15 protein-coding genes are annotated in these 21119 nt (G+C 69.8%); 11 read left to right on the top strand and 4 right to left on the bottom strand.

Translation table 11 applies throughout. The features are described from left to right. Window positions 1-91: 91 nt before the first annotated feature. From ABEG18_RS01280 to ABEG18_RS01270, 3 genes are all read left to right on the top strand, one after another. Complete coding sequence (locus ABEG18_RS01280; RefSeq protein ID WP_406856292.1) at window positions 92-640, top strand: NADPH-dependent FMN reductase; 549 nt, start codon at window positions 92-94, stop codon at window positions 638-640. 14 nt (window positions 641-654) lie between these two features. Continuing rightward, a complete protein-coding gene (locus ABEG18_RS01275; protein ID WP_406856291.1) occupies window positions 655-1632 on the top strand; it encodes a transglycosylase SLT domain-containing protein in 978 nt (325 codons plus the stop codon). 88 nt (window positions 1633-1720) lie between these two features. Further along, window positions 1721-3826: a M3 family metallopeptidase gene (locus tag ABEG18_RS01270; protein ID WP_406856290.1), complete on the top strand. Its 2106-nt coding sequence runs from the start codon at window positions 1721-1723 to the stop codon at window positions 3824-3826. Window positions 3827-3905: 79 nt separating this feature from the next. On the opposite strand, the gene ABEG18_RS01265 is transcribed toward ABEG18_RS01270, so the two are convergent. From ABEG18_RS01265 to ABEG18_RS01255, 3 genes are read right to left on the bottom strand one after another with little or no spacing between them, the layout of a single operon-like run. Beyond that, window positions 3906-7037, bottom strand: a complete 3132-nt coding sequence (locus ABEG18_RS01265; protein ID WP_406856289.1) for an efflux RND transporter permease subunit — start codon at window positions 7035-7037, stop codon at window positions 3906-3908. Next, window positions 7037-8263: an efflux RND transporter periplasmic adaptor subunit gene (locus tag ABEG18_RS01260; protein ID WP_406856288.1), complete on the bottom strand. Its 1227-nt coding sequence runs from the start codon at window positions 8261-8263 to the stop codon at window positions 7037-7039. The genes ABEG18_RS01265 and ABEG18_RS01260 overlap by 1 nt, the downstream gene beginning before the upstream one ends. Further along, window positions 8260-8916 carry a TetR/AcrR family transcriptional regulator gene (locus ABEG18_RS01255; RefSeq protein WP_406856287.1) on the bottom strand — a complete coding sequence of 219 codons (657 nt, stop codon included), beginning with the start codon at window positions 8914-8916 and terminating at the stop codon, window positions 8260-8262. The genes ABEG18_RS01260 and ABEG18_RS01255 overlap by 4 nt, the downstream gene beginning before the upstream one ends. A gap of 196 nt (window positions 8917-9112) precedes the next feature. Here ABEG18_RS01255 and ABEG18_RS01250 point away from each other — a divergent pair, with 196 nt between their 5' ends. The 5 genes from ABEG18_RS01250 (at window position 9113) to ABEG18_RS01230 (ending at window position 16123) form a co-directional block, all read left to right on the top strand. Then, window positions 9113-10408, top strand: coding sequence for an ABC transporter substrate-binding protein (locus ABEG18_RS01250; RefSeq protein WP_406856286.1), 1296 nt, complete (start codon window positions 9113-9115; stop codon window positions 10406-10408). A 163-nt stretch (window positions 10409-10571) separates the two neighbouring features. Next, a complete protein-coding gene (locus tag ABEG18_RS01245; protein ID WP_406856285.1) occupies window positions 10572-11594 on the top strand; it encodes a carbohydrate ABC transporter permease in 1023 nt (340 codons plus the stop codon). Continuing rightward, complete coding sequence (locus ABEG18_RS01240) at window positions 11591-12643, top strand: carbohydrate ABC transporter permease (protein WP_406856284.1); 1053 nt, start codon at window positions 11591-11593, stop codon at window positions 12641-12643. The genes ABEG18_RS01245 and ABEG18_RS01240 overlap by 4 nt, the downstream gene beginning before the upstream one ends. Continuing rightward, window positions 12643-13773, top strand: a complete 1131-nt coding sequence (locus tag ABEG18_RS01235; protein WP_406856283.1) for an ABC transporter ATP-binding protein — start codon at window positions 12643-12645, stop codon at window positions 13771-13773. Before ABEG18_RS01240 ends, ABEG18_RS01235 begins: the two co-directional genes overlap by 1 nt. Window positions 13774-13888: 115 nt before the next feature. Further along, window positions 13889-16123, top strand: a complete 2235-nt coding sequence (locus tag ABEG18_RS01230) for a mechanosensitive ion channel family protein (RefSeq protein ID WP_406856282.1) — start codon at window positions 13889-13891, stop codon at window positions 16121-16123. A 7-nt stretch (window positions 16124-16130) separates the two neighbouring features. Here the strand turns inward: ABEG18_RS01230 and ABEG18_RS01225 are convergent, their stop codons facing one another. Further along, a complete protein-coding gene (locus ABEG18_RS01225; protein ID WP_406856281.1) occupies window positions 16131-17726 on the bottom strand; it encodes a S10 family peptidase in 1596 nt (531 codons plus the stop codon). A gap of 289 nt (window positions 17727-18015) precedes the next feature. On the opposite strand from ABEG18_RS01225, the gene ABEG18_RS01220 reads away from it, so the two are divergent. From ABEG18_RS01220 to ABEG18_RS01210, 3 genes are all read left to right on the top strand, one after another. After that, window positions 18016-18612 carry a L,D-transpeptidase gene (locus tag ABEG18_RS01220; RefSeq protein ID WP_406856280.1) on the top strand — a complete coding sequence of 199 codons (597 nt, stop codon included), beginning with the start codon at window positions 18016-18018 and terminating at the stop codon, window positions 18610-18612. Between the two features lie 115 nt (window positions 18613-18727). Continuing rightward, a complete protein-coding gene (locus ABEG18_RS01215) occupies window positions 18728-20263 on the top strand; it encodes a helicase HerA domain-containing protein (protein WP_406856279.1) in 1536 nt (511 codons plus the stop codon). Window positions 20264-20620: 357 nt separating this feature from the next. Next, window positions 20621-21112, top strand: a complete 492-nt coding sequence (locus ABEG18_RS01210) for a chemotaxis protein CheW (protein WP_406856278.1) — start codon at window positions 20621-20623, stop codon at window positions 21110-21112. Window positions 21113-21119 lie beyond the last annotated feature (7 nt).

Below are 21119 nucleotides of genomic sequence, written 5' to 3'. Positions count from 1 at the left end.
GAGGGGAGTTTGGGCCGGCGCTTGCCGGCGTTCCCAAGCGGCCCCATCCTTCTTGCGACCGTCGCCCTCTAGCCCCCGATCGGAGACCTTCATGCCCGTCACGGTGCTCGGCATCTCTGGAAGCCTGCGCAAGGATTCCTACAACAGCGCCGCCCTGCGGGCCGCGGCGGAGCTCGCCCCGGAAGGGCTCACCGTCCAGACCACCGGGATCGGCGACCTGCCGCTCTACAATGACGACGTCCGCCAATCCGGCTACCCGGCCCCGGTGCAGGCCCTGCGGGACGCCGTGAAGCAGGCGGACGGTCTTCTGATCGTGACGCCCGAGTACAATTACTCCATCTCGGGCGTGCTCAAGAACGCGATCGACTGGGTCTCCCGGCCTCCCGAGCAGCCGTTCGACGGAAAGCCGGTCGCCATCATGAGCGTCAGCCCCGGGATTTTCGGCGGGGCCCGGGCGCAATATCACCTGCGCCAGATGTTCGTGTACCTGAACGGCGACGTCCTGAACCGTCCGGAGGTGATGATCGGGACCTGCGCCTCCAAATTCGACAAGGAGGGCCGCTTGACGGACGAGACCACGCGCGACTTCGTCCGCAAGCTCCTGCAGGCGCTCCAGGCCAGGATCGAGCAGCGGCGCTGACGAGGGAACCCCCAATGACGGCGCGGGCGGCTCTGGTCGCGATGGCGGCGGCGTGGACCCTCGCGCTGGCCTGTCCGGCGGCGTCTGAGGGCCCGGCCGCGCCGCAGGCCGAGCCCGCGGCCGCGAGGGAGCCCGCGAAAACGGAGGCTTCGTCTCCGGCGGCCGACGCGATCTGCCTCCTCATCGAGGCGGCGGCGGGCTCGCACGGGCTTCCGGTGCCGTTCTTCACGCGGCTGATCGGTCAGGAGAGCAGCTTTCGGGCCGATGTGGAGGGACCGGTGACGCGCTCCGGCGACCGGGCCCAGGGCATCGCGCAGTTCATGCCCAAGACGGCGGCGGAGCGCGGCCTCCTCGACCCCTTCGATCCCGTGCAGGCCTTGCCGCGCTCGGCGGACTTCCTGCGCGAACTGAAGGACCGCTTCGGCAATTGGGGCCTCGCCGCCGCGGCCTACAACGCCGGACCGAACCGGGTCCAGGCCTGGCTCGACGGCGCGGGAGGATTGCCCTTCGAGACGCGCAACTATGTCGAGCGCATCACCGGCAGTCCGGCCGAAGACTGGGCCGCAGCCCGCAAGGGCGACATGAAGACGCCCGACGCGGCGCCGACGCCCAACGAGAGCTGCGAGACGGTGCGCGCCATGCTGCGCACGCGGCCCAACACCTATGTGGCCGCGCTGCAGCGGCGGGTGCTGGAGGGCGCGGCCCGGCCCTGGGGCGTGCAGCTGAGCGCGGGCTTCTCGCGCGCCCAGGCGCTGACCATCTTCTCGCGCGCCGAGAAGCGCTTCGCCTCGATCCTGGCCGGGAAGGACACGCTAATCCTGCGGTCGTCCCTGCGCAGCCGCGGCACACGCGCCTTCTACCAGGTGAGGGTCGGGGAATCCTCGCGCCAGGCCGCGGACGCCTTGTGCGAGAGGCTGCGCGGGGCCGGCGGGGCCTGCATGGTGCTGCGGAACGCCCTGGTCAGGCGCTCGCGCTCGGCATCGTCGGGCTGATCGGGCTCGGACCGGCGACGAGCCGCCGCCTTGCGCGACGGGCGGCGGGCGCCCATTGTCGCTTCGACGATCAGCACGGGAGATGGGCATGAGCGGGACGGCGGCGACTGGCGGATCACAGGGCGACAACCCGCTCCTGCAGGCCTGGACCACGCCCTTTCAGCTTCCGCCCTTCGACCTGATCCGGGCCGAGCATTTCAGGCCGGCCTTCGAGGCGGCGCTGGCCCGCAACAAGGCCGAGATCGACGCCATCGCCCACGATCCGGCCGAGCCCAGCTTCGCCAACACCATCGAGGCGCTCGAGCGCTCGGGCGAGCTGCTCGACCGGGTGGGCGGCGTGTTCTGGAACCTCACGGGGGCGCACACCAATCCCGAGTTGCAGGGCGTCGAGCGCGAAATGTCGCCCAGGCTGGCCAAGCACTACAGCGACATCGCCATGAACGCGGCCCTGTTCGGCCGCATCGAGGCGCTGCACGCCCGCATCGACGAGCTCGGCCTCTCCGACGAGCAACGACGGGTGCTGGAGCTCTCGCACAAGCAGTTCGTGCGCGCCGGCGCGCGGCTGCAGGGCCCGGCCCGGGCGCGCCTCGCCGACATCGTGGAGCGCCTCGCCACCTTGGGAACGCAGTTCAGCCAGAACGTGCTGGCCGATGAATCCGGGTACAGGCTGCCGCTGGAGACGCAGGAGGACAGGGCCGGCCTGCCGGATTGGCTGATCGCCTCCGCCCTGCGGGCGGGCGAGGAGGCCGGCCGCCCCGGCGTGCCGGTCATCACCCTGTCGCGCTCCAGCATCGAGCCTTTCCTGCAGTTCTCCACCAACCGCGCGCTGCGCGAGAAGGCGTTCGAGGCCTGGACGCGCCGCGGCGAGATGGGCGGGGCCACCGACAACCGGGCGATCGTGGCCGAGACCCTGAAGCTGCGCGCCGAGCGCGCGCGGCTGCTGGGCTACCCGACCTTCGCCGCCTACAAGCTCGACAACACGATGGCGAAGACGCCAGCCGCGGTGCAGGATCTGCTCGACCGGGTCTGGGTCCACGCCAAGGGCCGCGCCGCCGAGGAGCGGTCCGACCTGGAGGACATGGTGCGCCAGGAGGGCGGAAACTTCGCCATCGGGCCGCATGACTGGCGCCACTACGCGGCCAAGGTGCGCAAGGCCAAGCACGACCTCGACGAAGCCGAGCTCAAGCCCTACCTGCAATTGGAGAAGATGATCGAGGCCGCCTTCGACACCGCGACGCGGCTGTTCGGCGTCCGCTTCGTCGCCCTCCCGGACGCGCCCGTCTACCATCCGGACGTGCGCGCCTGGGAAGTGCTGGACGAGGCCGGCCAGCATGTGGCGGTGTTCCTGGGAGACTACTTCGCCAGGCCCTCGAAGCGCTCGGGCGCCTGGATGAGCGCCTATCGGGGACAGGAGAAGCTCACCGGCGACGTGCGGCCGGTCATCGTCAACGTGATGAACTTCTCGAAAGGCGCGGAGGGCGAGCCGACGCTGCTCAGCTTCGACGATGCGCGCACCCTGTTCCACGAGTTCGGCCACGGCCTGCATGGCATGCTGTCGGACGTCACCTACCCGTCCATTTCGGGCACCAGCGTGTCGCGGGACTTCGTCGAGTTCCCGTCGCAGCTCTACGAGCACTGGCTGATGCAGCCGGAGGTCCTGCGGCGCTTCGCCGTGCACGCGGGGACCGGCGAGCCGATGCCCGAGGAGCTGCTGCAGCGGGTGCTGGCGGCGCGGAACTTCAACCAGGGCTTCGCCACCGTCGAATACGCCTCATCGGCGCTGGTCGACCTGGCGTTCCACTCGCTCGAGGACGTGGAGGGCGTCGAGCCGATCGCCTTCGAGCGCTCCGTGCTGGAGCGCATCGGCATGCCGCAGGAGATCGTGATGCGGCACCGCACGCCGCATTTCTCCCACGTCTTCGCGGGCGACGGCTATTCGTCCGGCTACTACTCCTATCTCTGGTCGGAAGTTCTGGACGCGGACGGCTTCGCGGCTTTCGAAGAGGCGGGCGACGTCTTCGCGCCGGGCGTGGCCGAGCGGCTCAAGCAGTTCGTGTATTCGGCCGGCGGGCGCCAGGATCCGGCCGACGCCTACCGGGCCTTCCGCGGCCGCGATCCCGAGGTCCAGGCCCTGCTGCGCAAGCGCGGGTTCCTGGGCGACGGCGACGCGCCGGCGCCGGCGGGGGATGCGTAGGGACCTAGACCAGGGGCCCTCACCCCTGCCCCTCTCCCGCAAGCGGGAGAGGGGGCCGCAAAAGGGGGATGGGCGCGCCCTACTCGGCGGCCATGGGCAGGCGGTCCATGCTCTGGGCGGTCGCGGATCCTGGAACGGGCGAGGCCTGCTCCGGCTCGTCCCGTTCGCCGACGAAGCGGCCGAGCGCCCAGCGGAAGAAGCGGCCGATATCGTCCATCACCAGATACACGGCGGGCACGAAGACCAGCGACAGCAGCGTCGACACGACGAGGCCGCCGATGACCGCGATCGCCATGGGCGAGCGGAACTCGCCGCCGTCGCCGATTCCGAGCGCGCTCGGGACCATGCCGGCGGCCATCGCGATGGTGGTCATCACGATGGGCCGCGCGCGCTTGCGGCCCGCGTCCACGATGGCGTGCACGCGGTCGACGCCCTTGCGGCGCTCCTCGATGGCGAAGTCGACCAGCATGATGGCGTTCTTGGTGACGATGCCCATCAGCATCAGCAGGCCGATGACGACCGGCATGCTGATCGGCCTGTGGGTGAGCAGCAGCGCCAGCACGACGCCGCCGAAGGACAGCGGCAGCGAGAACAGGATGGTGACCGGCTGCAGGAACCCGCCGAACAGGATCACCAGCACGCCGAACACCATCATCAGGCCCGCCCCCATGGCGAGCGCGAAGCCCTGGAACACCTCCTCCATGACCTCCGCGTCGCCGGAGGTGCGGATGCTGACGCCCGGCGGCAGCGCCTGGGCGGGCGGCAGCTTCATGATGCTTTCGATGACCTCGCCCAGCGCGTCGGTGCCGTAAAGGTCCGCCTCGAGGGCGACCTTCCTGACGCGGTCGTAACGGTCGATGCTGGTCGGGCCCTGCCCGAAGCCGATCTCGGCGACGGTCGCGAGTGGCACTGAGCCGCCCCTTGCGGTGGGCGCCCTCAGGGCCTCGATCATGCCCTGGTCGGCCCTGTAGCGCTCGTCGAGCTGCACACGGATCGGAACCTGCCGGTCGCCGGCGTTGAACTTGGCCAGATTGGCCGAGATGTCGCCCAGGGTCGCCACTCGCACCGTCTCGGCGATGGTGTCGGTGGAGACGCCCAGATCGGCGGCCAGGTCGGTGCGCGGGCGGATGCGGATCTCGGGCCTGTCCAGCGCCGCGGTCGAAACCACGCCCTGAAGCGTCGGCAGCTGGCGCATCTCGCTCTGCATGCGGGCCGCGACGTCGTTCACCACCTTGACGTCGTCGCCGGTGACCAGCAAGGACAGGCCGCGCTGGCCGTTCTCGTTGAGCAGCCAAAAGCGGATGTCCGGGATCTTCGCCAGGCTCTGCAGGATCTCGCGCTCGAGCCCCTTCTGGTTGATCGTCCGGTCGTCCTTGTGGACGTAGTTGACCACGAGCGTCGCCTTGCGCACTTCGCCGCCGCCCTGCGGCAGGCGGCCGCCGTCGACGAAGACGCTGCGCACCTCGGGCCGCTCGCGCAGCATGCGGGAGACCGAGTCGGTGACGGCCTGCGTGTCGGCGAGGCGCGAGCCGGGCGGCAGCTCGATCACGTAGAGCGACCGGGCCGAATCCTCGCCCGGCAGGAAGCCGGAAGGAAGCAGGCCGGTGCTGTAGATCGAGGCCGCGAAGAACAGGACGCCGAGGCCCACGGTGGCGAAGCGGTGGCGGGCCGACCACGAGACCAGCCTGGTGTAGCCGCGCATCACCGGGCCCTCGGCCTCGTGAGCGTCGGGTTTGGCGCGCATGAAATAGGCCGCCAGCATCGGCGTCAGCAGGCGCGCCACCAGGAGCGAGATGAACACCGCGACCGCGACGGTGAGGCCGAACTGCTTGAAATACTGGCCCGCGATGCCGCCCATGAAGCTGACCGGGGCGAACACCGCCATGATCGTGAAGGTGATGGCGATGACGGCGAGGCCGATCTCGTCGGCCGCCTCGATGGCGGCCCGGTAGGCCGTCTTGCCCATCCGCATGTGCCTGACGATGTTCTCGATCTCGACGATGGCGTCGTCCACCAGGATGCCGGTGACGAGCGTGATGGCCAGCAGGCTGACGAGGTTGAGCGAGAAGCCCATCGCGTCCATGGCCCAGAAGGTGGGAATGATGGACAGCGGCAGCGCGATGGCGGCGACCAATGTGGCGCGCCAGTCCCGCAGGAAGATGAGCACGACCAGCACCGCCAGCACCGCGCCTTCCAGCAGGGTGTCCATGGCGGAATGATAGTTGCCGAGCGTATAGGTGACGTAGCTGTCGATGAGAGTGAGCTTCACGTCCGGGCGCCGGGCCTGAAGCTGGTCGATGCGATTGGCCACCGCGGCCGAGAGGTCCGCGTCGCTCGCGCCCTTGGAGCGCGACACCGCGAAACCCACCACCGGCTCGCCGTTGAAACGTGCGAAGGTGCGGCTCTCGGCGGCCGAATCCGTCACGGTTCCGAGTTCGTCCAGGCGCACCTTGCGGCCGCCGGGCAGCGCGATGCTGATGGCCGCCAGCTCCTGCACGGTCGCTGCGCCCGCCAGCGTCCGGATGGACTGCTCGCGCGCGCCGACCTCGCCCCGGCCGCCGGCCAGGTCGACATGGGTGGCGCGCAGCTGCCGGTTGACGTCGGCCGCGGTGACGCCGAGCGACAGCAGCCGATCGGGATCGAGAGCGACGCGGATCTCGCGATCCACGCCGCCGATGCGCTCGACCTTGGAGACGCCCTTCACCGACTGCAGCTCACGGGCGACGACGTCGTCCACGTACCAGGACACGTCCTCGGTGGAGAGCGCGGGCGCGGAGGCCGCATAGGTGACGATCGGCAGGCCGGCGATGTCGATGCGCTGGGTGATCGGCTCGTCGATGCTGCGCGGCAGGTCCGCCCGGATGCGGGCGATGGCGTCCTTCACGTCGTTCAGGGCGCGGTCGCTGTTCACCTCCAGGCGAAACTCGACCGTGGTGGTCGAATTGCCGTCCGTCACGGACGAGATGATGTGCTTGACGCCGTTCACGCCGGAGATGGCGTTCTCGACCTTCCTGGTGACCTGCGTCTCCAGCTCGGACGGGGCCGCGCCGGACTGGGTCACCGACACCGAGATGATCGGGATGTCGATGTTGGGGAAGCGCGTGATCGGCAGCTTCGTGAAGCTGACCACGCCCAGGATCATCATCACGATGAACAGGGCGATGGAGGGGATCGGCTTGCGAATCGCCCAGGCGGAAACGTTGAGGGCCATCACTGGGCTCCGGACGAGGCGGGGACAGGCGCGTCGGCGGCCGCCACGGGCCGGACGACCCGCACCGCGTCGCCCTGGCGCAGGAAGCCGGCGGCGCGGGCCACCACGGGTTCGCCCTCGGCCAGCCCCGATGAGATCTCCGCGTAACCGCCGGCCACGATGCCGGTCTTCACGGGGCGGACCTCGACCTTGTCGTCGCGCACGACATGGACGGAGACGCCGTCCTGGCCGAAGACCAGAGCCGATGTCGGCACCGCGACGGCGTCGCGGCGGGCCAGCACGATCTCGCCGCGCGCGAAGGCGCCGACCCGCAGGTCCGGGCTTTGCGGCAGCCGGATGCGCACGCGCCCAACCCGCGACACGCGGTCCACTTCGGCCGGCAGCAGGCGCACCGTCCCCTGGATGAGCTCTCCCTCGCGCACCTTGATGGACGCCGGGGCGCCCACCTTCAGCTGCGCCAGATGGATCTCCAGCACCTCGGCCTCGAGCTCCACATCGTTGTTGGCGATGATGCGGAATAGCGGCTCGCCCGCCAGGGCGCTGAGGCCGCCGAGCTTGACGGTGCGGCGGCTGACCACGCCCGCCGCGGGGGCGCGGATCTCGGTCCGGGCGAGCTTGACCTCGAGCTCCTTGCGCTGGGCCGCGGTCTGCGCGCGGTCGGCCTGGGCCACCGCGAGCCCGTCGCGGGCGGCGGCGAGACGGCCATCGGCGACCCGGGCGGCGGAAATGCGCTGGTCGAGGATCTCCTGCGTGACGTTGCCCGACTTCAGCAGCGACTGGGCGCGCCCCAGCGCCGCCTGCGCCTCGACCTGCGCGGCCTCGGCCTGGACGATCTGGCTGCGGGCCTGGGCGATCGCGGCTTCGGCGCGCGCCATCGAGGCGTCGTTCTGGGCGAGCTGCGTGTCGATCGTGTCGCGTGAGAGCCGGGCCAGCACCTGGCCGGCCTTCACTGCGTCCCCCTCGTCGGCGAGAAGCTCGATCACCCGCAGGCCGTCGGTCTCGGCCGACACCAGCACCTCGTCGCGCGCGGCGAGCGTGCCGGACACGACGACGCGCTCGGCCATCTCGCGGCGGGTCGCCTGGGCGACCGTCACGGCGGGGATCGCCAGCGACGTCGCGGGCGCGGCGGCCTGGGCGGCGGGCGCGGCCTGCGCCGGCGCGACGGACGACAGGACCAGGACGGACGCCAGGGCGGCGGCGTGACGGGGACGGACGGCGGGCGTCATGATGGAGCCTCGGAAGACACAGTCGAAGAAGGGTCGCGGGGAGAGATCTCGCGGGCCGGCCGGACCTGCCCGGTGAAGACCGCCCGGAATACCGCCATGGCGTTGGCGAGTTCGCGCTCGCCGTCGAATTCCGGGTCCAGCGCCCGGCGCTTGAAGAGGCCATCCGCCATCGTGAACAGCACCGTGCAGGCGAAGTGAGCGTCGACTTCTGCCGGAAGCTGTCCGGATCCTTTGGCGGCCTCCACCATGGCGGCCAGCAACGTGCTGAGCTCGCCGTCGATGGCGCCGCAGGCGGCGCCGACCGTGGGATTGCGGGTCGCCTCCGACCAGATCTCGAGCAGGACGATGGACTTCTCGCGCGGGGCGTCGACGATGTGCTTGCGGCCGAGATGCTCCAGCGCCTCGAAGAAGCCCATGGCGGCCCCGGCCTGGGTGAAGTCGGCCGCCACCTCCTGGCGGTCGCGTTCCGACAGGCCGGCCACGATGGCGTCCTTGGAGCGGAAATAACGGTACAGGTTGCCGGCGCTCATCTGCGCCTCGGCCGCCACATCCTGCATGGTGGTGCGGTGGAAGCCGGCGCGCGCGAAGCAGCGCTCGGCCGCATCGAGGATGCGGACGTGCCGATCGGGGGAAGCGACATCGTCGAGGGACATGGGCCCGCAGACTGAGAATGAACGTTCATTCTCAGTACCCTGATCCTTGACGCGCGTCAAGTCGAATGGGAAAGCGCCCCAATCCGGGCTTCCAATCGGCCGGCGTTCCACTAACCTGCGCTGCATTGAGAGGGCCGCAATGGGCCCCGCCCGCCCGCCGGCCGTTCCGGCGGCGCGGAAAGACCGGGAGGACGATATGGGCGTTCCGAAGATTTTTTCGGCGGCATTGCTGGCCGCCGGCGTCTTGACCGCGGCAGGGCTGGCCTCCGGCGCCGCGCTCGCGCAGACCTCGCTGCGGATGACGTGGTACTCCGACGGCAACGAGGGCGAGGTCATGAAGGACCTGCTCGCCCGGTTCGAGAAAGCCAATCCCGACATCAAGGTCGTGCTCGACCAGGTGCCCTTCAAGGCCATCAACGAAAACCTGCCGGTCCAGCTGGCCGCCGGCGAGGGCCCGGACATCGCCCGCGTGGTCGATCTCGGCGGCGTCGCCAAATACATGCTGGACCTGAGGCCCCACCTGAAGGACGCGGCCTATTTCGAGAAGAATTTCGGGCCCTTCCTGGAATGGATGCGGCTGCCCGGCGACACGGCCTCCATCCCCGGCTACATGACGCAGCTCACCGTCACGGGTCCGTTCGTCAACAAGACCCTGTTCGAGCAGGCTGGCGTGAAAATGCCGGGCGACGGCGCGACATGGGACGACTGGGCCAAGGCGACGAAGGAGGTCGCCGACAAGGTGAAGGCGCCCTTCCCGATCGCCATCGACCGCTCGGGCCACCGCTTCCTCGGCGCGGCGATCTCGTCCGGGGCGAAGATCTTCGACGCCAAGGGCGAGCCGGCCGTCATCGACGACGGCTTCAAGGCGATGTCGCAGAAGGTGTACGACTGGCACAAGTCCGGCGTGATGTCGAAAGAGCTCTGGGGCTCGGTGTCGGGCGCCACCTATCGGGGCGCGAATGACGAGTTCAAGAACGCCCAGGCGGTCCTCTACATGTCCGGCTCCTGGCAGGTGGCGCAGTTCGACAAGACCATCGGCAACGCCTTCGACTGGGTCGCAGTCCCCAATCCGTGCGGGTCGGGCGGCTGCACCGGCATGCCGGGCGGAGCGGCGCTGGTCGGCATCAAGACCACCAAGAACCCGCAGGCCGTCGCCAAGGTGATCGAGTATCTGGCGAGCGAGCCGGTCGCGTCGGAATTCTACTCGCGGACGCTGTTCGTGCCCGGCCATCTCGGCCTGTCGCAGAAGGGGATCGACTATCCGACCGCGAGCCCGCTCGCCAAGGCCGCCCTGCAGGTGTTCGGCCAGCAGGTCGGCAAGGTTTCGCCTATCGCCTACAAGCTGCAGGGTTACCAGTACAACCGCATCATCTTCAACGCGGTGATCAGCCGCCTGGGGCAGGCGATCTCGGGCGAGACCACCCTGGAGGACGCCTACAAGCGGATCGACCAGGACATCGCCCAGCAGATCGCGGAGAAGAAGAAGTCGTGAGGCGTATCCGCTCATCCGGCGCTGCGCGCCACCTTCTCCCCGTTCCGGGGCGAAGGAAGGGCTGCGGCGGCGCCGGAGAGGGCTTCGACCTTGGGGCGGGCGCCATGCGCCCCCTCTTCCCAGCCCGGGGAGAGGGCCGTCTGATACGCATAAGCCTCGCCGCATGAGCGCCCCCCCGCCCCCGTCCACGCTCGGAGAGCGCGTCTCGGCGCCCTTCGCGACGTTGTGGGGGCTCATCATGCGAGGGCTGGACGCGCCCATGCGGTGGGTGCAGGGGCGGATCGGGGCGCGGCGGATGCCCTATCTGTTTTTGGCGCCGAACGCGCTCTTCTTCGGGCTGTTCGTGTTCCTCCCACTGATCATCAACATCGCCTACTCGTTCACGGGCGGCTCGGCGCTTTATTTGTCCGACCGGCCCTATGTGGGCGCCTCGCAATATGGCCATCTGTTCGACTGCGGCAACTATCTCGATCCGGGGTCCTGCCGGGAGGACCATTTCTGGCGCGGCGTGCAGAACACCGGGACCTTCGTGGCCTTGCAGGTCGTGTTCATGGTGGGCTTCTCGTTGCTCACCGCCGTCGTGCTGAACATGGACATCCGGGGCCGTGGCTTCTTCCGCGCCGTCTACTTCTTCCCGGTGCTGCTCTCGCCCGTCGTGGTGGCGCTCATCTGGAAGTGGATCCTGCAGCGCGAGGGCCTGCTCAACGCCGTCCTGACCGGTCTCGGAGGACAGAAGATCCTGTTCTTCGTGGAGCCCGGCTGGGCCATGTTCTGGGCTGTGTTCGTGTCGATCTGGGCCCATATGGGATTCTACACGCTCATCCTGCTGGCCGGATTGCAGGCGATCCCGACCGACATCTACGAAGCCGCCGAGATGGACGGCACCAAGCGCTCGCGCGTCTTCGCCCGCATCACGCTGCCGCTGCTCTGGCCCAACCTGATCGTCGTCATCGTGCTCGCCCTGATCAAGGGCGTGCAGACCTTCGACGAGGTGTTCGTGCTCACCGGCGGCGGCCCCGGCAGCGCCACCCTGCTGGTGGTGCAGTACATCTACGAGACGGCCTTCTCCAACCAGGTCCAGAATTTCGGGCTGGCCGGCGCCGCCTCGGTCATCCTGGGGCTGGTGCTGTTCACGCTGACGCTCGTGCAGCTGTGGGTGTCGCGCAAGAAGGACGCATCCGCATGAGCGCCCTCGCCGCCTTCCTGTCTCGCCGTCGCGGCGGCCGGCCCTGGCATTGGACCGACGTCGCCGCCTACGCGTATCTGGCGCTCGGCGTCGTGCTCATGTTCGGGCCAGTGCTCTGGCTCGTGCTGTCGTCGTTCAAGACGCAGGCCGCGCTCCTGGAGTTTCCGCCCTCGCTGCTGCCGATGTCGCAGAAGGAGGTGATGGTTCCTGGCCAGGACAAGCCGCTGCCGCTGTTTCGCGTCACCATGGAGGACGGCAGCGTGCGCGAACTGGCGCAGCTGCGGCGCATCGGCATCATCGCCCAGATGGTCGACCCCAAGGACCCGACGCAGACGATCCGCGCGCCCATCGACAAGCGCACCCCCGTGCGCGAGTTCGCGCTCGCCGCCCAGAACTACACCGAGCCGCTGCGCAACTTCGCCTTCCCGACCTTCCTGGCGAACTCGGTGTTCGTCACCGCGGTGGCGACGCTGATCACCCTCATCATTAACTCGATGGCCGCCTATGCGCTCTCGATCTACGACTTCAAGGGCAAGAACGCCGCCATGCTGGGCGTCGTCGGCACGCTGATGATCCCGATCACCATCATCCTCGTGCCGGTCTATGTGGTGGTGGCCAAGCTCGGGCTGGTGAACTCGCTCTGGGCCGTGATCCTGCCCGGCGCGGCGACGCCCACGGGCGTGTTCCTGCTGCGCCAATACATGCTGACGCTGCCGCGCGACCTGATCGAGGCGGCGCGCATGGACAAGGCCTCCGAGTGGCAGATCTACTGGCGCATCGTGATGCCGCTGGCGCTGCCGGCCTTGGCCGTGCTGGCGATCTTCTCGATCATGTGGCGCTGGAACGAGTTCCTCTGGCCGCTGGCGGTGCTGACCAAGACCGAAAGCTACACGCTGCAGATCGGGCTCAACGCCTTCCAGGGCGAGCTGCAGGTGCAGTGGCACTATCTGCTCGCCATGACGGTGGTGACGCTGCTGCCGGTCGCGGTGGTGTTTGTGTTCCTGCAGCGCTTCATCACCACCGGCATCGCCAACACGGGCATGAAGTAATGGCGCATCTCGAGCTCCGCGGCGTCCACAAGAGCTACGGCCCCGTGCACATCATCCACGGCGTCGACCTCGACATCCGCGACGGCGAGTTCGTCGTGTTCGTCGGCCCGTCGGGCTGCGGTAAGTCCACGCTGCTGAGGATGATCGCCGGCCTGGAGGCGATCAGCGCCGGCGAGGTGCGCATCGACGGGCAGGTCGTCAACGACACGCCCGCCGCCGACCGCGGGCTCGCGATGGTGTTCCAGAGCTACGCGCTCTACCCGCATATGAGCGTGCGGCAGAACATGGCCTTCGCGCTGGAGAATATGGGCCTGCCCCAGGCCGAGATCGACAAGCGCGTCGCGCGCGCCGCCGCGATGCTGCGGCTCGGAGACTATCTGGAGCGAAAGCCCAAGGCGCTGTCGGGCGGGCAGCGCCAGCGCGTCGCGATCGGCCGAGCCATCGTGCGCGACCCGAAAATCTTTCTGTTCGACGAACCGCTCTCGAATCTGGACGCGGAGCTGCGCGTGGCCACCCGCAAGGAATTGGCGGCGCTGCACGCCGAGATCGGCGGAACGATGGTGTACGTCACCCACGACCAGGTCGAGGCGATGACGCTGGCCGACCGCATCGTGGTACTCCAGGCGGGCCGCATCGAACAGGTCGGCGCGCCGCTGGAGCTTTACAATCGTCCCGCCAACCAGTTCGTGGCCGGCTTCATCGGCTCGCCCAAGATGAACTTCTTCACCGGCGCAGTCACGCAGGCCGACGGCGCGGGCGTCACGCTCCGGCTCGGCGACCGGCACGCCGTGTCGCTGCCCTACGGGGCCGCCGCCCTGCCGGCCAATCTGGGGGTGACGCTCGGCGTGCGGCCCGAACACCTGGAGGTGGTGGAGACCGGGCCCGCCGACATCGAGGCGCTCATCACCCTCGCCGAGCACCTCGGCGGCGACACCTTCTTCACCTGCGAGGCGGAGGGATTGCCGCCGATCACGGTTCACCAGCCGGGCCAACTGATGCGCGGTCGCGGCGAGATGCTGCGGTTGCGGATCGACGCCGCGGCGGCGCATCTCTTCGACCGGGACGGCCGCATCCTGCTGCACGGGCGCGACGCCCTCGCCAGCCAGGCGCAGGCGCGGGCGGCCCATTAGGGCAAGCAGGGACGGCCCGCGGCGGCCTCGCAGGGCCTGGAGCCGTGATTTCCGGCAGGTCTGCCTATATAACCTGATGGACCGAGCCCCGTCGGCCCTGCACCCGGTTCCCTGCATGCCTCCGTTCGCCCTTCTCCTCGCCGCCGCGCTCTCGCTGTCGGCGCTCTTTGCAACGCCGCTGCGGGCGGCCGAACCCGCGCCGCCGATCCGCGTCATCATCGAGGTGCCGAACGACGACGCCGGCCGGGCCTTCCTGGCCGACAAGATCAGCCCCCATCTGCCCCCGAGCGGCGCGGGCGCGGGCGCCGCCGCGTCCGGGTCCGGCGGGGCGGCCCCCACCATCGCGCCCGGGGCTTCAGCCGGCGCGGGGGCGCCCGCCAGCGCCATGCCGCAGACCATGTTCAGCGGCAGCGCTTCGGGCGACTTCTCGTTCATGGCCGCCAACGAGCTGCAGAAACTGCGGCAGCGGGCGCGCGCGCTGATCGCCGCCGCGCCAGGCGTGCCGGACGACATCGCGCTCTCGGCGAGCAGCTTCGTGCTGTCGCGCGGCTCGATCGACTGGCTGCAGCTCGCCCTCGCGTCGGGCCTGCTGCTGCTGGGCGGCGTCGCCGGACAGCGCCTGGCGTGGTGGGCCAGCCGCGGGCTGCTCAACCGGTTGCTGGAGTCTCCGGGCGACACCGTGCGCGAGCGGCTGCGGCTTCACGGCATGCGGGTCACGCTCGGGCTCTTCGTCCTCGCCGCCTTCCTGCTCGGCTGCATCGCGGCCTTCGTGCTCGTGCCGTGGCCGCCCGTTATCCGCGAGACCGTGCTCATCCTGCTCGCCTATGTGGCGGTGATCCGCCTGGCGCAGGCTTTCGGGCGGGTGGTGATCGCGCCGGGGGCGCGGCACGACTATTTCCGCGTCGTGCCGCTCAGCCAGCCGGTGGCTTGGTTCTGGTACCGCACGCTGATGCTCTTCGTCGTCATCGTGGGCGGCGGGTTCGCGACGCTCAGCCTGCTCAACATCATGGGCGTGTCGCTCCTGTCCAAGCAGGTGATCGTCAGCATCTGGTTCACGCTGCTGGCGCTCACGCTCCTGGCCAGGCTGGTGGCGCGCGTGCGCATGCAGGCCGACCCGCCGACGCGGCTGTCGGTGGTGCTCACCGCCACGCTCATCGTCTCCGCCTGGATCCTGGGATCGCTGCACCTGAAACAGCTGTTCTGGACCCTCATCGTGGTCAGCCTGGTGCCGCTGACCATGCGCCTCGTGCGCGCCTCGATCCGCAACATCGTGCGGCCGGAGGAGACCGCCCGGGCGGGCGACTCCAGCGCGCTGGCCTGGGCGGTGGTGGTCGAGAAGGCGACCCGCGTCGTCGTCGTCATCCTGTGCGCCTCGGCTCTCGCCGATATCTGGGCCATCGACGTCACAGACATCGCCATGGGCGAGTCGATCTTCACCCGCGCGGTGCGCGCCGCGATCCGGGTGATCATCATCATGCTGGTGGCCGACCTCGTCTGGAAGCTGGTGCGCGCGCTCATCGACGGGCGGCTCGACGACGGGGTGGCCTCCGCGCACGACGATTCGGCCGAGGGACGCAAGCGCTCGCGGCTGAACACGCTCCTGCCCATCCTGCGGAACTTCATCTTCGCCATCCTGGTCGGCGTCGCCTTCCTGATGGTGCTGGACTCGATGGGCATCCAGATCGGGCCCCTGCTGGCCGGCGCCGGCGTGCTCGGCATCGCGGTCGGCTTCGGCGCCCAGACGCTGGTGAAGGACATCATCTCGGGCATCTTCTACCTGCTCGACGACGCCTTCCGGGTCGGCGAGTACATCACGGCGGGGAGCTACAAGGGCACCGTCGAGTCCTTCTCGCTGCGCTCGGTGAAGCTGCGGCATCACCGAGGGCCGATCACGACGGTGCCGTTCGGCGTCCTGGGCGCGGTGCAAAATCTCAGCCGCGACTGGGTGATCGACAAGTTCTCGATAGGGCTGACCTACGACACGGACCTCGACAGGGTGAAGAAGATCGTCAAGGACATCGGCAAGCAGCTCGCGGCGGATCCCGAATTCGGGCCGCACATCATCGAGCCCCTCAAGATGCAGGGCGTCGAGCAGCTCGGCGACTTCTCGATCGAGGTTCGCCTGAAGATGATGACGAAGCCGGGCGAGCAGTTCGTCATCCGGCGCACCGCCTACGGCCTCCTGAAGAAAGCCTTCGAGCAGAACGGCATCCGCTTCGCCTTCCCGACCGTGCAGGTCGCGGGCGGGAACGGCGGCGGAGGCGAGCAGGCCATCGGCGCCGCCGCGCAGCGCCTGCTGGACGTGCGCCAACAGCAGGCCACCGCCGCCGCGACCCAGCCGGCGGCCTGAGCCCGGCTCAACGCCCCGCTTCGGCCGGCCGATAGAGCGCTTCCGCGTCGGCGCGGAACGCCGCGCGCGCGTCCTGGCGGGCGTAGAACATGTGCCCGCCGGGATAAACCTGGAGACGCAGGCGATCCGGCCCGCCCAGGTCCGGCAGCTGTGCCAGCAGCAGCTTGTTCTCGTAATAAGGGGTCACCAGGTCGGTCGCCCCATGCGCCACGAGGGCGCGCATGTTGGGATCGAGCGCCAGCCCGTCGCGCAGGTCGCTGAGCGCCTCGGGCGCGCTGCGGCGGCCGCCCCACTGCCATTGGCCGCTCACCTCCCGGTTGAGCAGACGATAGGGCCTGTCGATGCGCCAGCCCAGGCGCCGGTAGAGGTCCGTCATGGCGGCTGAGAGCGGAGCCTCGATGGCGTCCAGCACGGGATCGTCGCCGTGCGGCCCGGGCGCGAAGGGCTGCGGATCGACCCCCGTGATGGTGGCGTCGTAGGCGCTGGCCACCCGCCCCTTCTGGCGCTCATGCGTGAAGGTGGAGACGTCCACCCGGCCGGCGAGCTTGCGCACCGCGTCCGGGTCGAGGCCCGTCAGGGCCGCGACGCGCGCCGACATGCGGTCCACCGCGGCCTTGTCGCCCGGGCCCTTCAGCAGGTCCGCCATGAACTCCCCGGACGCGTAGCGCTCCGCCTCCGCCATGGCCTGGCGGTTCAGCGACGCGTCGCCGCGCGTGGCGTCGCCGCGGGCGGCGGCCATCGAGGGCAGCTCGGAGACCCACCGCATCGGCGAATGCCGGGGCTGGAAGCGCCAGGCGAAGTCGAGCACGGGCGACAGCATGATGACGCCCCGGACGCCGACGCCCTGGCTGGACTGCAGCTCGCGCGCCAGGCGCGGAGCCCGGTAACCGCCATAGCTCTCGCCCAGGATGGTCTTGGGAGAGGCCTGACGGTCGTTCTTCTCCACCCATTTGCGCACGAAGGTCGCGAGGCCCGAGATGTCGGCGTCCACGGACCAGAACCGGCGCCGAAGGTCGTCGCCCCGCGCGGTCGACCAGCTGTAGCCGGTTCCGACCGGATCGACGAAGACGAGGTCGGTGAAATCGAGCCAGGTCTCGGCGTTGGGGACCGTGACGGGGACGTCCGACGGGGCCGGTTTCTCCATCGGGAGCCGCCACGGGCCGATCGCGCCGATGTTCAGGTAGGCGGCCGCCGCGCCGGGTCCGCCGTTGAACGCGAAGGTCAGCGGGCGCTGCGCCACGTCGCCGCCTACGCGCCGGAACGCCACGAAACCGATCTCGGCCAGCAGCGGTCCGCCCTCGCCGTCGAAGAGCGGGATGGAGCCCAGCGTGGCGGTGAATTTGAGGGTCCGGCCCGGCAGGTCGAGCGTGTGCTCGGTGGTGACGTCGGCCGGAAACTTGCGGGCGTCGTCGCGCGCCTTCTCGGCGCGGTCCTGCGACTGCGCCTCCTGGTCGCGCGCCGGGCGGCCTTGCTGCTGCTGCGCCCAAGCGGGCTCGAGGGCCATGCAGAGCGCGAGGACGGCCGCCGGCAGCAGGGCGAGGCCGGTGAGCCTGCGGGGCGATCGCGCGCGGGGCGCTGGGCCGGGAGACGGTGGGAGGGACATCGAGACTCCTTCGAGGCGCTGGCCGCATCATAGCCGGTCGCGGGCGGTCCTGCGTCGGGCGGTCACGACATCGTCATGGAGGCCGCCGCGCCACAGCCCGATCACAAACGTGGCTCAAACGGAACCGTTGCGGTTCGTTTGTGTTCCTTGTGCGCCTTGGGCGTCGCATTCGGCGCCGTCATGATCCTGGAGTCGTCCCCTCATGCTTGTCAGCCGGCGTTTCGTCGCTCTTGGTCTGCCGATCGCCCTCGGTGGTTGCGTCTCCGCCGGTCCGCCTCCGGCGGCGCTGATGTCCCCCCGTTCCGCGCTGGATCCCGCCGCTTACGCCATGTATGGCGAGATCGAGGACGAGCCCTTCCCGGTCCCGGCCGTCAACATCGACGAGATCGACCCCGTCTATCTGCGTCGCGTGGTCGCCTATTCGGGCCCGGAGCGCCCCGGGACGGTGGTGATCGATCCCGACCAGCGCTTCCTCTATCTCGTGCAGGACGACGGCCGGGCCATGCGGTACGGCGTCGGCGTGGGCCGCGAGGGCTTCGGCTGGCACGGGAACGCCGTCATCAAGCGCAAGGCCGAATGGCCGACCTGGACGCCGCCCTCCACCATGATCCAGCGCCAGCCCGAGCTGGAGCAATACGCCGGCGGCATGCCGGGCGGCCCGGACAACCCTCTGGGCGCGCGCGCGATGTATCTCTACCAGGGCGATCGCGACACGCTCTACCGGATCCACGGCACGATCGAGCCCAACACGATCGGGACGCGGGTCTCCTCGGGCTGCATCCGCCTCATCAACCAGGACGTGATCGACCTCTATCGGCGCGTGCCGACGGGGTCCCGCGTGGTCGTGCGCGGCAGCCGCAGCGGCGGCGGCGACGAATTCAGCTGAGCCTGCGCCGCGCTGCGCTGTGGAGCGTTGCGTCCGCGCCGCTCCACAGCCGCGCGATGCGTGCTAGCACCGTGGGCCGTCCGGAATCGGGGATGGCCTGCTTGGCGAGGTTTGCATGAAAGCCGGGATCGACATGGGCACGACGTCCGAGGGGACGACCGCCCTTCTCGACCTCGAAGAGCTGCTCGCGACCCGCCTGCTGGTGCAGGGCAACTCGGGATCGGGCAAATCGCACCTGCTGCGCCGCCTGCTGGAGCAGAGCGCCAGCTGGGTTCAGCAGGCCATCATCGACCCCGAAGGCGACTTCGTCACGATGGCGGACCGATTCGGCCATCTGGTGGTCGACGCCTCCCAGAGCGAGAACGACCTGCAGCGCATCGCCGCGCGCGTACGCCAGCACCGGGCCTCGGTGGTGCTCAACCTCGAAGGCCTCGACATCGAGGGCCAGATGCGCTGCGCCGCAGCCTTCCTGGGCGGGCTCTTCGACGCCGACCGGGACTACTGGTACCCCATGCTGGTCGTAGTCGACGAGGCGCAGCTTTTCGCGCCCGCCGCCGCCGGGGAGGTGTCCGACGAGGCCCGCAAGCTCTCGCTGGGGGCGATGACCAACCTCATGTGCCGCGGCCGCAAGCGCGGCCTCGCCGGCGTCATCGCCACGCAAAGGCTCGCCAAGCTGGCCAAGAACGTCGCCGCGGAAGCTTCCAACTTCCTGATGGGGCGGACTTTCCTCGACATCGACATGGCCCGGGCGGCCGATCTGCTCGGCATGGAGCGGCGCCAGGCGGAGGTGTTCCGCGACTTGGAGCGCGGCCGCTTCGTCGCGCTCGGCCCTGCCCTGTCGCGCCGGCCTCTGCCGCTGCGGATCGGCGAGGTCGAGACGTCCGCCCGCAGCTCCAGCCCCAAGCTGATGCCCCTGCCCGAGGCGGGCGGCGACGAGATCCGCGACCTGATCTTCGAGCCTGCCGAGCCCGGTTACGTCCGCACTCCTCGTCCCCGCGTGACGCCGGCTCCCACCACGGCCGACATCATGGCGCAGCTCGCCCGCCCCCGGCCGGCCGAGCCGGCGGCCGAGCCCGCGCCGGAGATGAGCCCGGAGGAGCGCGGCGCGCTCATGGACGAGATCCTGCGCGACATCCTGCGCGATCCCGACGCGGCCTTCGCCTCCGTGGCGGTGCTGTATCAGGACTTCCTCGTGCGCTGCCGCATCCGCCGCGTGTCGGGCGAGGCGATGAGCCTGCCCACCTTCAGGCGGCGGCTCGCGGTGGCCCGCGCCGGCGCGCAGCCCGGCCGGTCCGACGAGGCCTGGACGAAGGCGGTGGCGTTCGCGGCCGAGCTGGAGGAGGACATTCAGGCCGTCTTCCTGCTCATCGCCCGCGCGGCGCTGTCGGGCGAGCCCTGCCCGGGCGACGACGTGATCGCGCGCGCCTTCGGCAGCCGGTCCCCGGCCCGGGCGCGCCGCATCATCGCCTATATGGAAAGCCGCGGCATCGTGGTGTGCCGCACGGACCTGCGCGGGCAGCGGATCGTCGCCCTGCCCGATCTCGGCTGCGAAACCGCGCCGGGCGACGCCGCCGCCAAGGCGCCGACTGCCGCAGGCGGCTCACCGGGCGCCGAGAACCCGGCTTCGCCGGATCTGTTCGCGCTGGGCTGAGAGACGGGCGGCTCAGGTTCCCGCGAAGGCGATGGACCCCAACCAGCCCAGCCCTCCGATGATGGCGGCGAGCAACAACCAACCCGACTTCATGGCATGTTTCCGTTTCGTTAACCGTGGTGACGAACGCGTTTTCAGCACGCTTGTTCCGCGATGGCCCGTGCGCCGGCGCACGCCATGACCTTCGAAGACGCAAACGGCGCTCCCCGAATTCTTCCGAGGTCTAAAACTCGGGGCGAAGTTTAAGGAGCGTTCACGAATTCTGCCTAGAACTTGATCCGATCGCGGAAGCAGGTCCCGCCCCCCCAGGGTCCGGAGCGCCGCCCATCTTTTTGAGCACGCTTGAGGAGCCGCCCTGTGAGCCTCGCCTACGACACCCTGTCCCATCACGGCGCCTCCGCCTCGTCCGAAGCCATGCAGCGCATCGTCACCTTCCGGGTGGACGGCCGCAGCTTCGGCGTGGACGTCGCCGCGGTTCGGGAGATCAAGGGCTGGCAGCCGACCACGCCGCTGCCCAACGCGGCCTCGCACGTTCTCGGGGTGATCAACCTGCGCGGAGCGATCATCGCGGTCTACGACCTGCGCCAGCGCCTCGGCCTCGGCCCGAGCACGATCTCGCGCTCGAGCGTCGTCATCGTGGTGGACCTCGGCGAGCGCCTCGCGGGCCTGCTGGTCGACGCCGTGTCCGACATCGTCGACATCCAGATCTCCGCCCTGCGCCCCGCCCCGGACATCGCCGGCGAGGGCGACGACATCCTGCAGGCGCTGGTCGTCAAGGGCGACGAGGTCGTGGCGCTGCTCGATTTGCCGGCCGTCGTGCGCGAATCGCATGGCGCGACGCTGAACTGAGGCTCGC

Source organism: Alsobacter sp. KACC 23698 (assembly GCF_045348435.1).
Classification (GTDB): domain Bacteria; phylum Pseudomonadota; class Alphaproteobacteria; order Rhizobiales; family Beijerinckiaceae; genus Alsobacter.
The sequence above is the reverse complement of the archived record's forward strand: the minus strand, read 5'-3'. Positions and strand labels throughout refer to the sequence as shown.

Excerpts from the sequence above, each read along its gene's own strand:
- ABEG18_RS01280 (WP_406856292.1), top strand. The coding sequence starts at position 92 with ATGCCCGTCACGGTGCTCGGCATCTCTGGAAGCCTGCGCAAGGATTCC.
- ABEG18_RS01275 (WP_406856291.1), top strand. The coding sequence starts at position 655 with ATGACGGCGCGGGCGGCTCTGGTCGCGATGGCGGCGGCGTGGACCCTC.
- ABEG18_RS01270 (WP_406856290.1), top strand. The coding sequence starts at position 1,721 with ATGAGCGGGACGGCGGCGACTGGCGGATCACAGGGCGACAACCCGCTC.
- ABEG18_RS01265 (WP_406856289.1), bottom strand. The coding sequence starts at position 7,037 with ATGGCCCTCAACGTTTCCGCCTGGGCGATTCGCAAGCCGATCCCCTCC.
- ABEG18_RS01260 (WP_406856288.1), bottom strand. The coding sequence starts at position 8,263 with ATGACGCCCGCCGTCCGTCCCCGTCACGCCGCCGCCCTGGCGTCCGTC.
- ABEG18_RS01255 (WP_406856287.1), bottom strand. The coding sequence starts at position 8,916 with ATGTCCCTCGACGATGTCGCTTCCCCCGATCGGCACGTCCGCATCCTC.
- ABEG18_RS01250 (WP_406856286.1), top strand. The coding sequence starts at position 9,113 with ATGGGCGTTCCGAAGATTTTTTCGGCGGCATTGCTGGCCGCCGGCGTC.
- ABEG18_RS01245 (WP_406856285.1), top strand. The coding sequence starts at position 10,572 with ATGAGCGCCCCCCCGCCCCCGTCCACGCTCGGAGAGCGCGTCTCGGCG.
- ABEG18_RS01240 (WP_406856284.1), top strand. The coding sequence starts at position 11,591 with ATGAGCGCCCTCGCCGCCTTCCTGTCTCGCCGTCGCGGCGGCCGGCCC.
- ABEG18_RS01235 (WP_406856283.1), top strand. The coding sequence starts at position 12,643 with ATGGCGCATCTCGAGCTCCGCGGCGTCCACAAGAGCTACGGCCCCGTG.
- ABEG18_RS01230 (WP_406856282.1), top strand. The coding sequence starts at position 13,889 with ATGCCTCCGTTCGCCCTTCTCCTCGCCGCCGCGCTCTCGCTGTCGGCG.
- ABEG18_RS01225 (WP_406856281.1), bottom strand. The coding sequence starts at position 17,726 with ATGTCCCTCCCACCGTCTCCCGGCCCAGCGCCCCGCGCGCGATCGCCC.
- ABEG18_RS01220 (WP_406856280.1), top strand. The coding sequence starts at position 18,016 with ATGTCCCCCCGTTCCGCGCTGGATCCCGCCGCTTACGCCATGTATGGC.
- ABEG18_RS01215 (WP_406856279.1), top strand. The coding sequence starts at position 18,728 with ATGAAAGCCGGGATCGACATGGGCACGACGTCCGAGGGGACGACCGCC.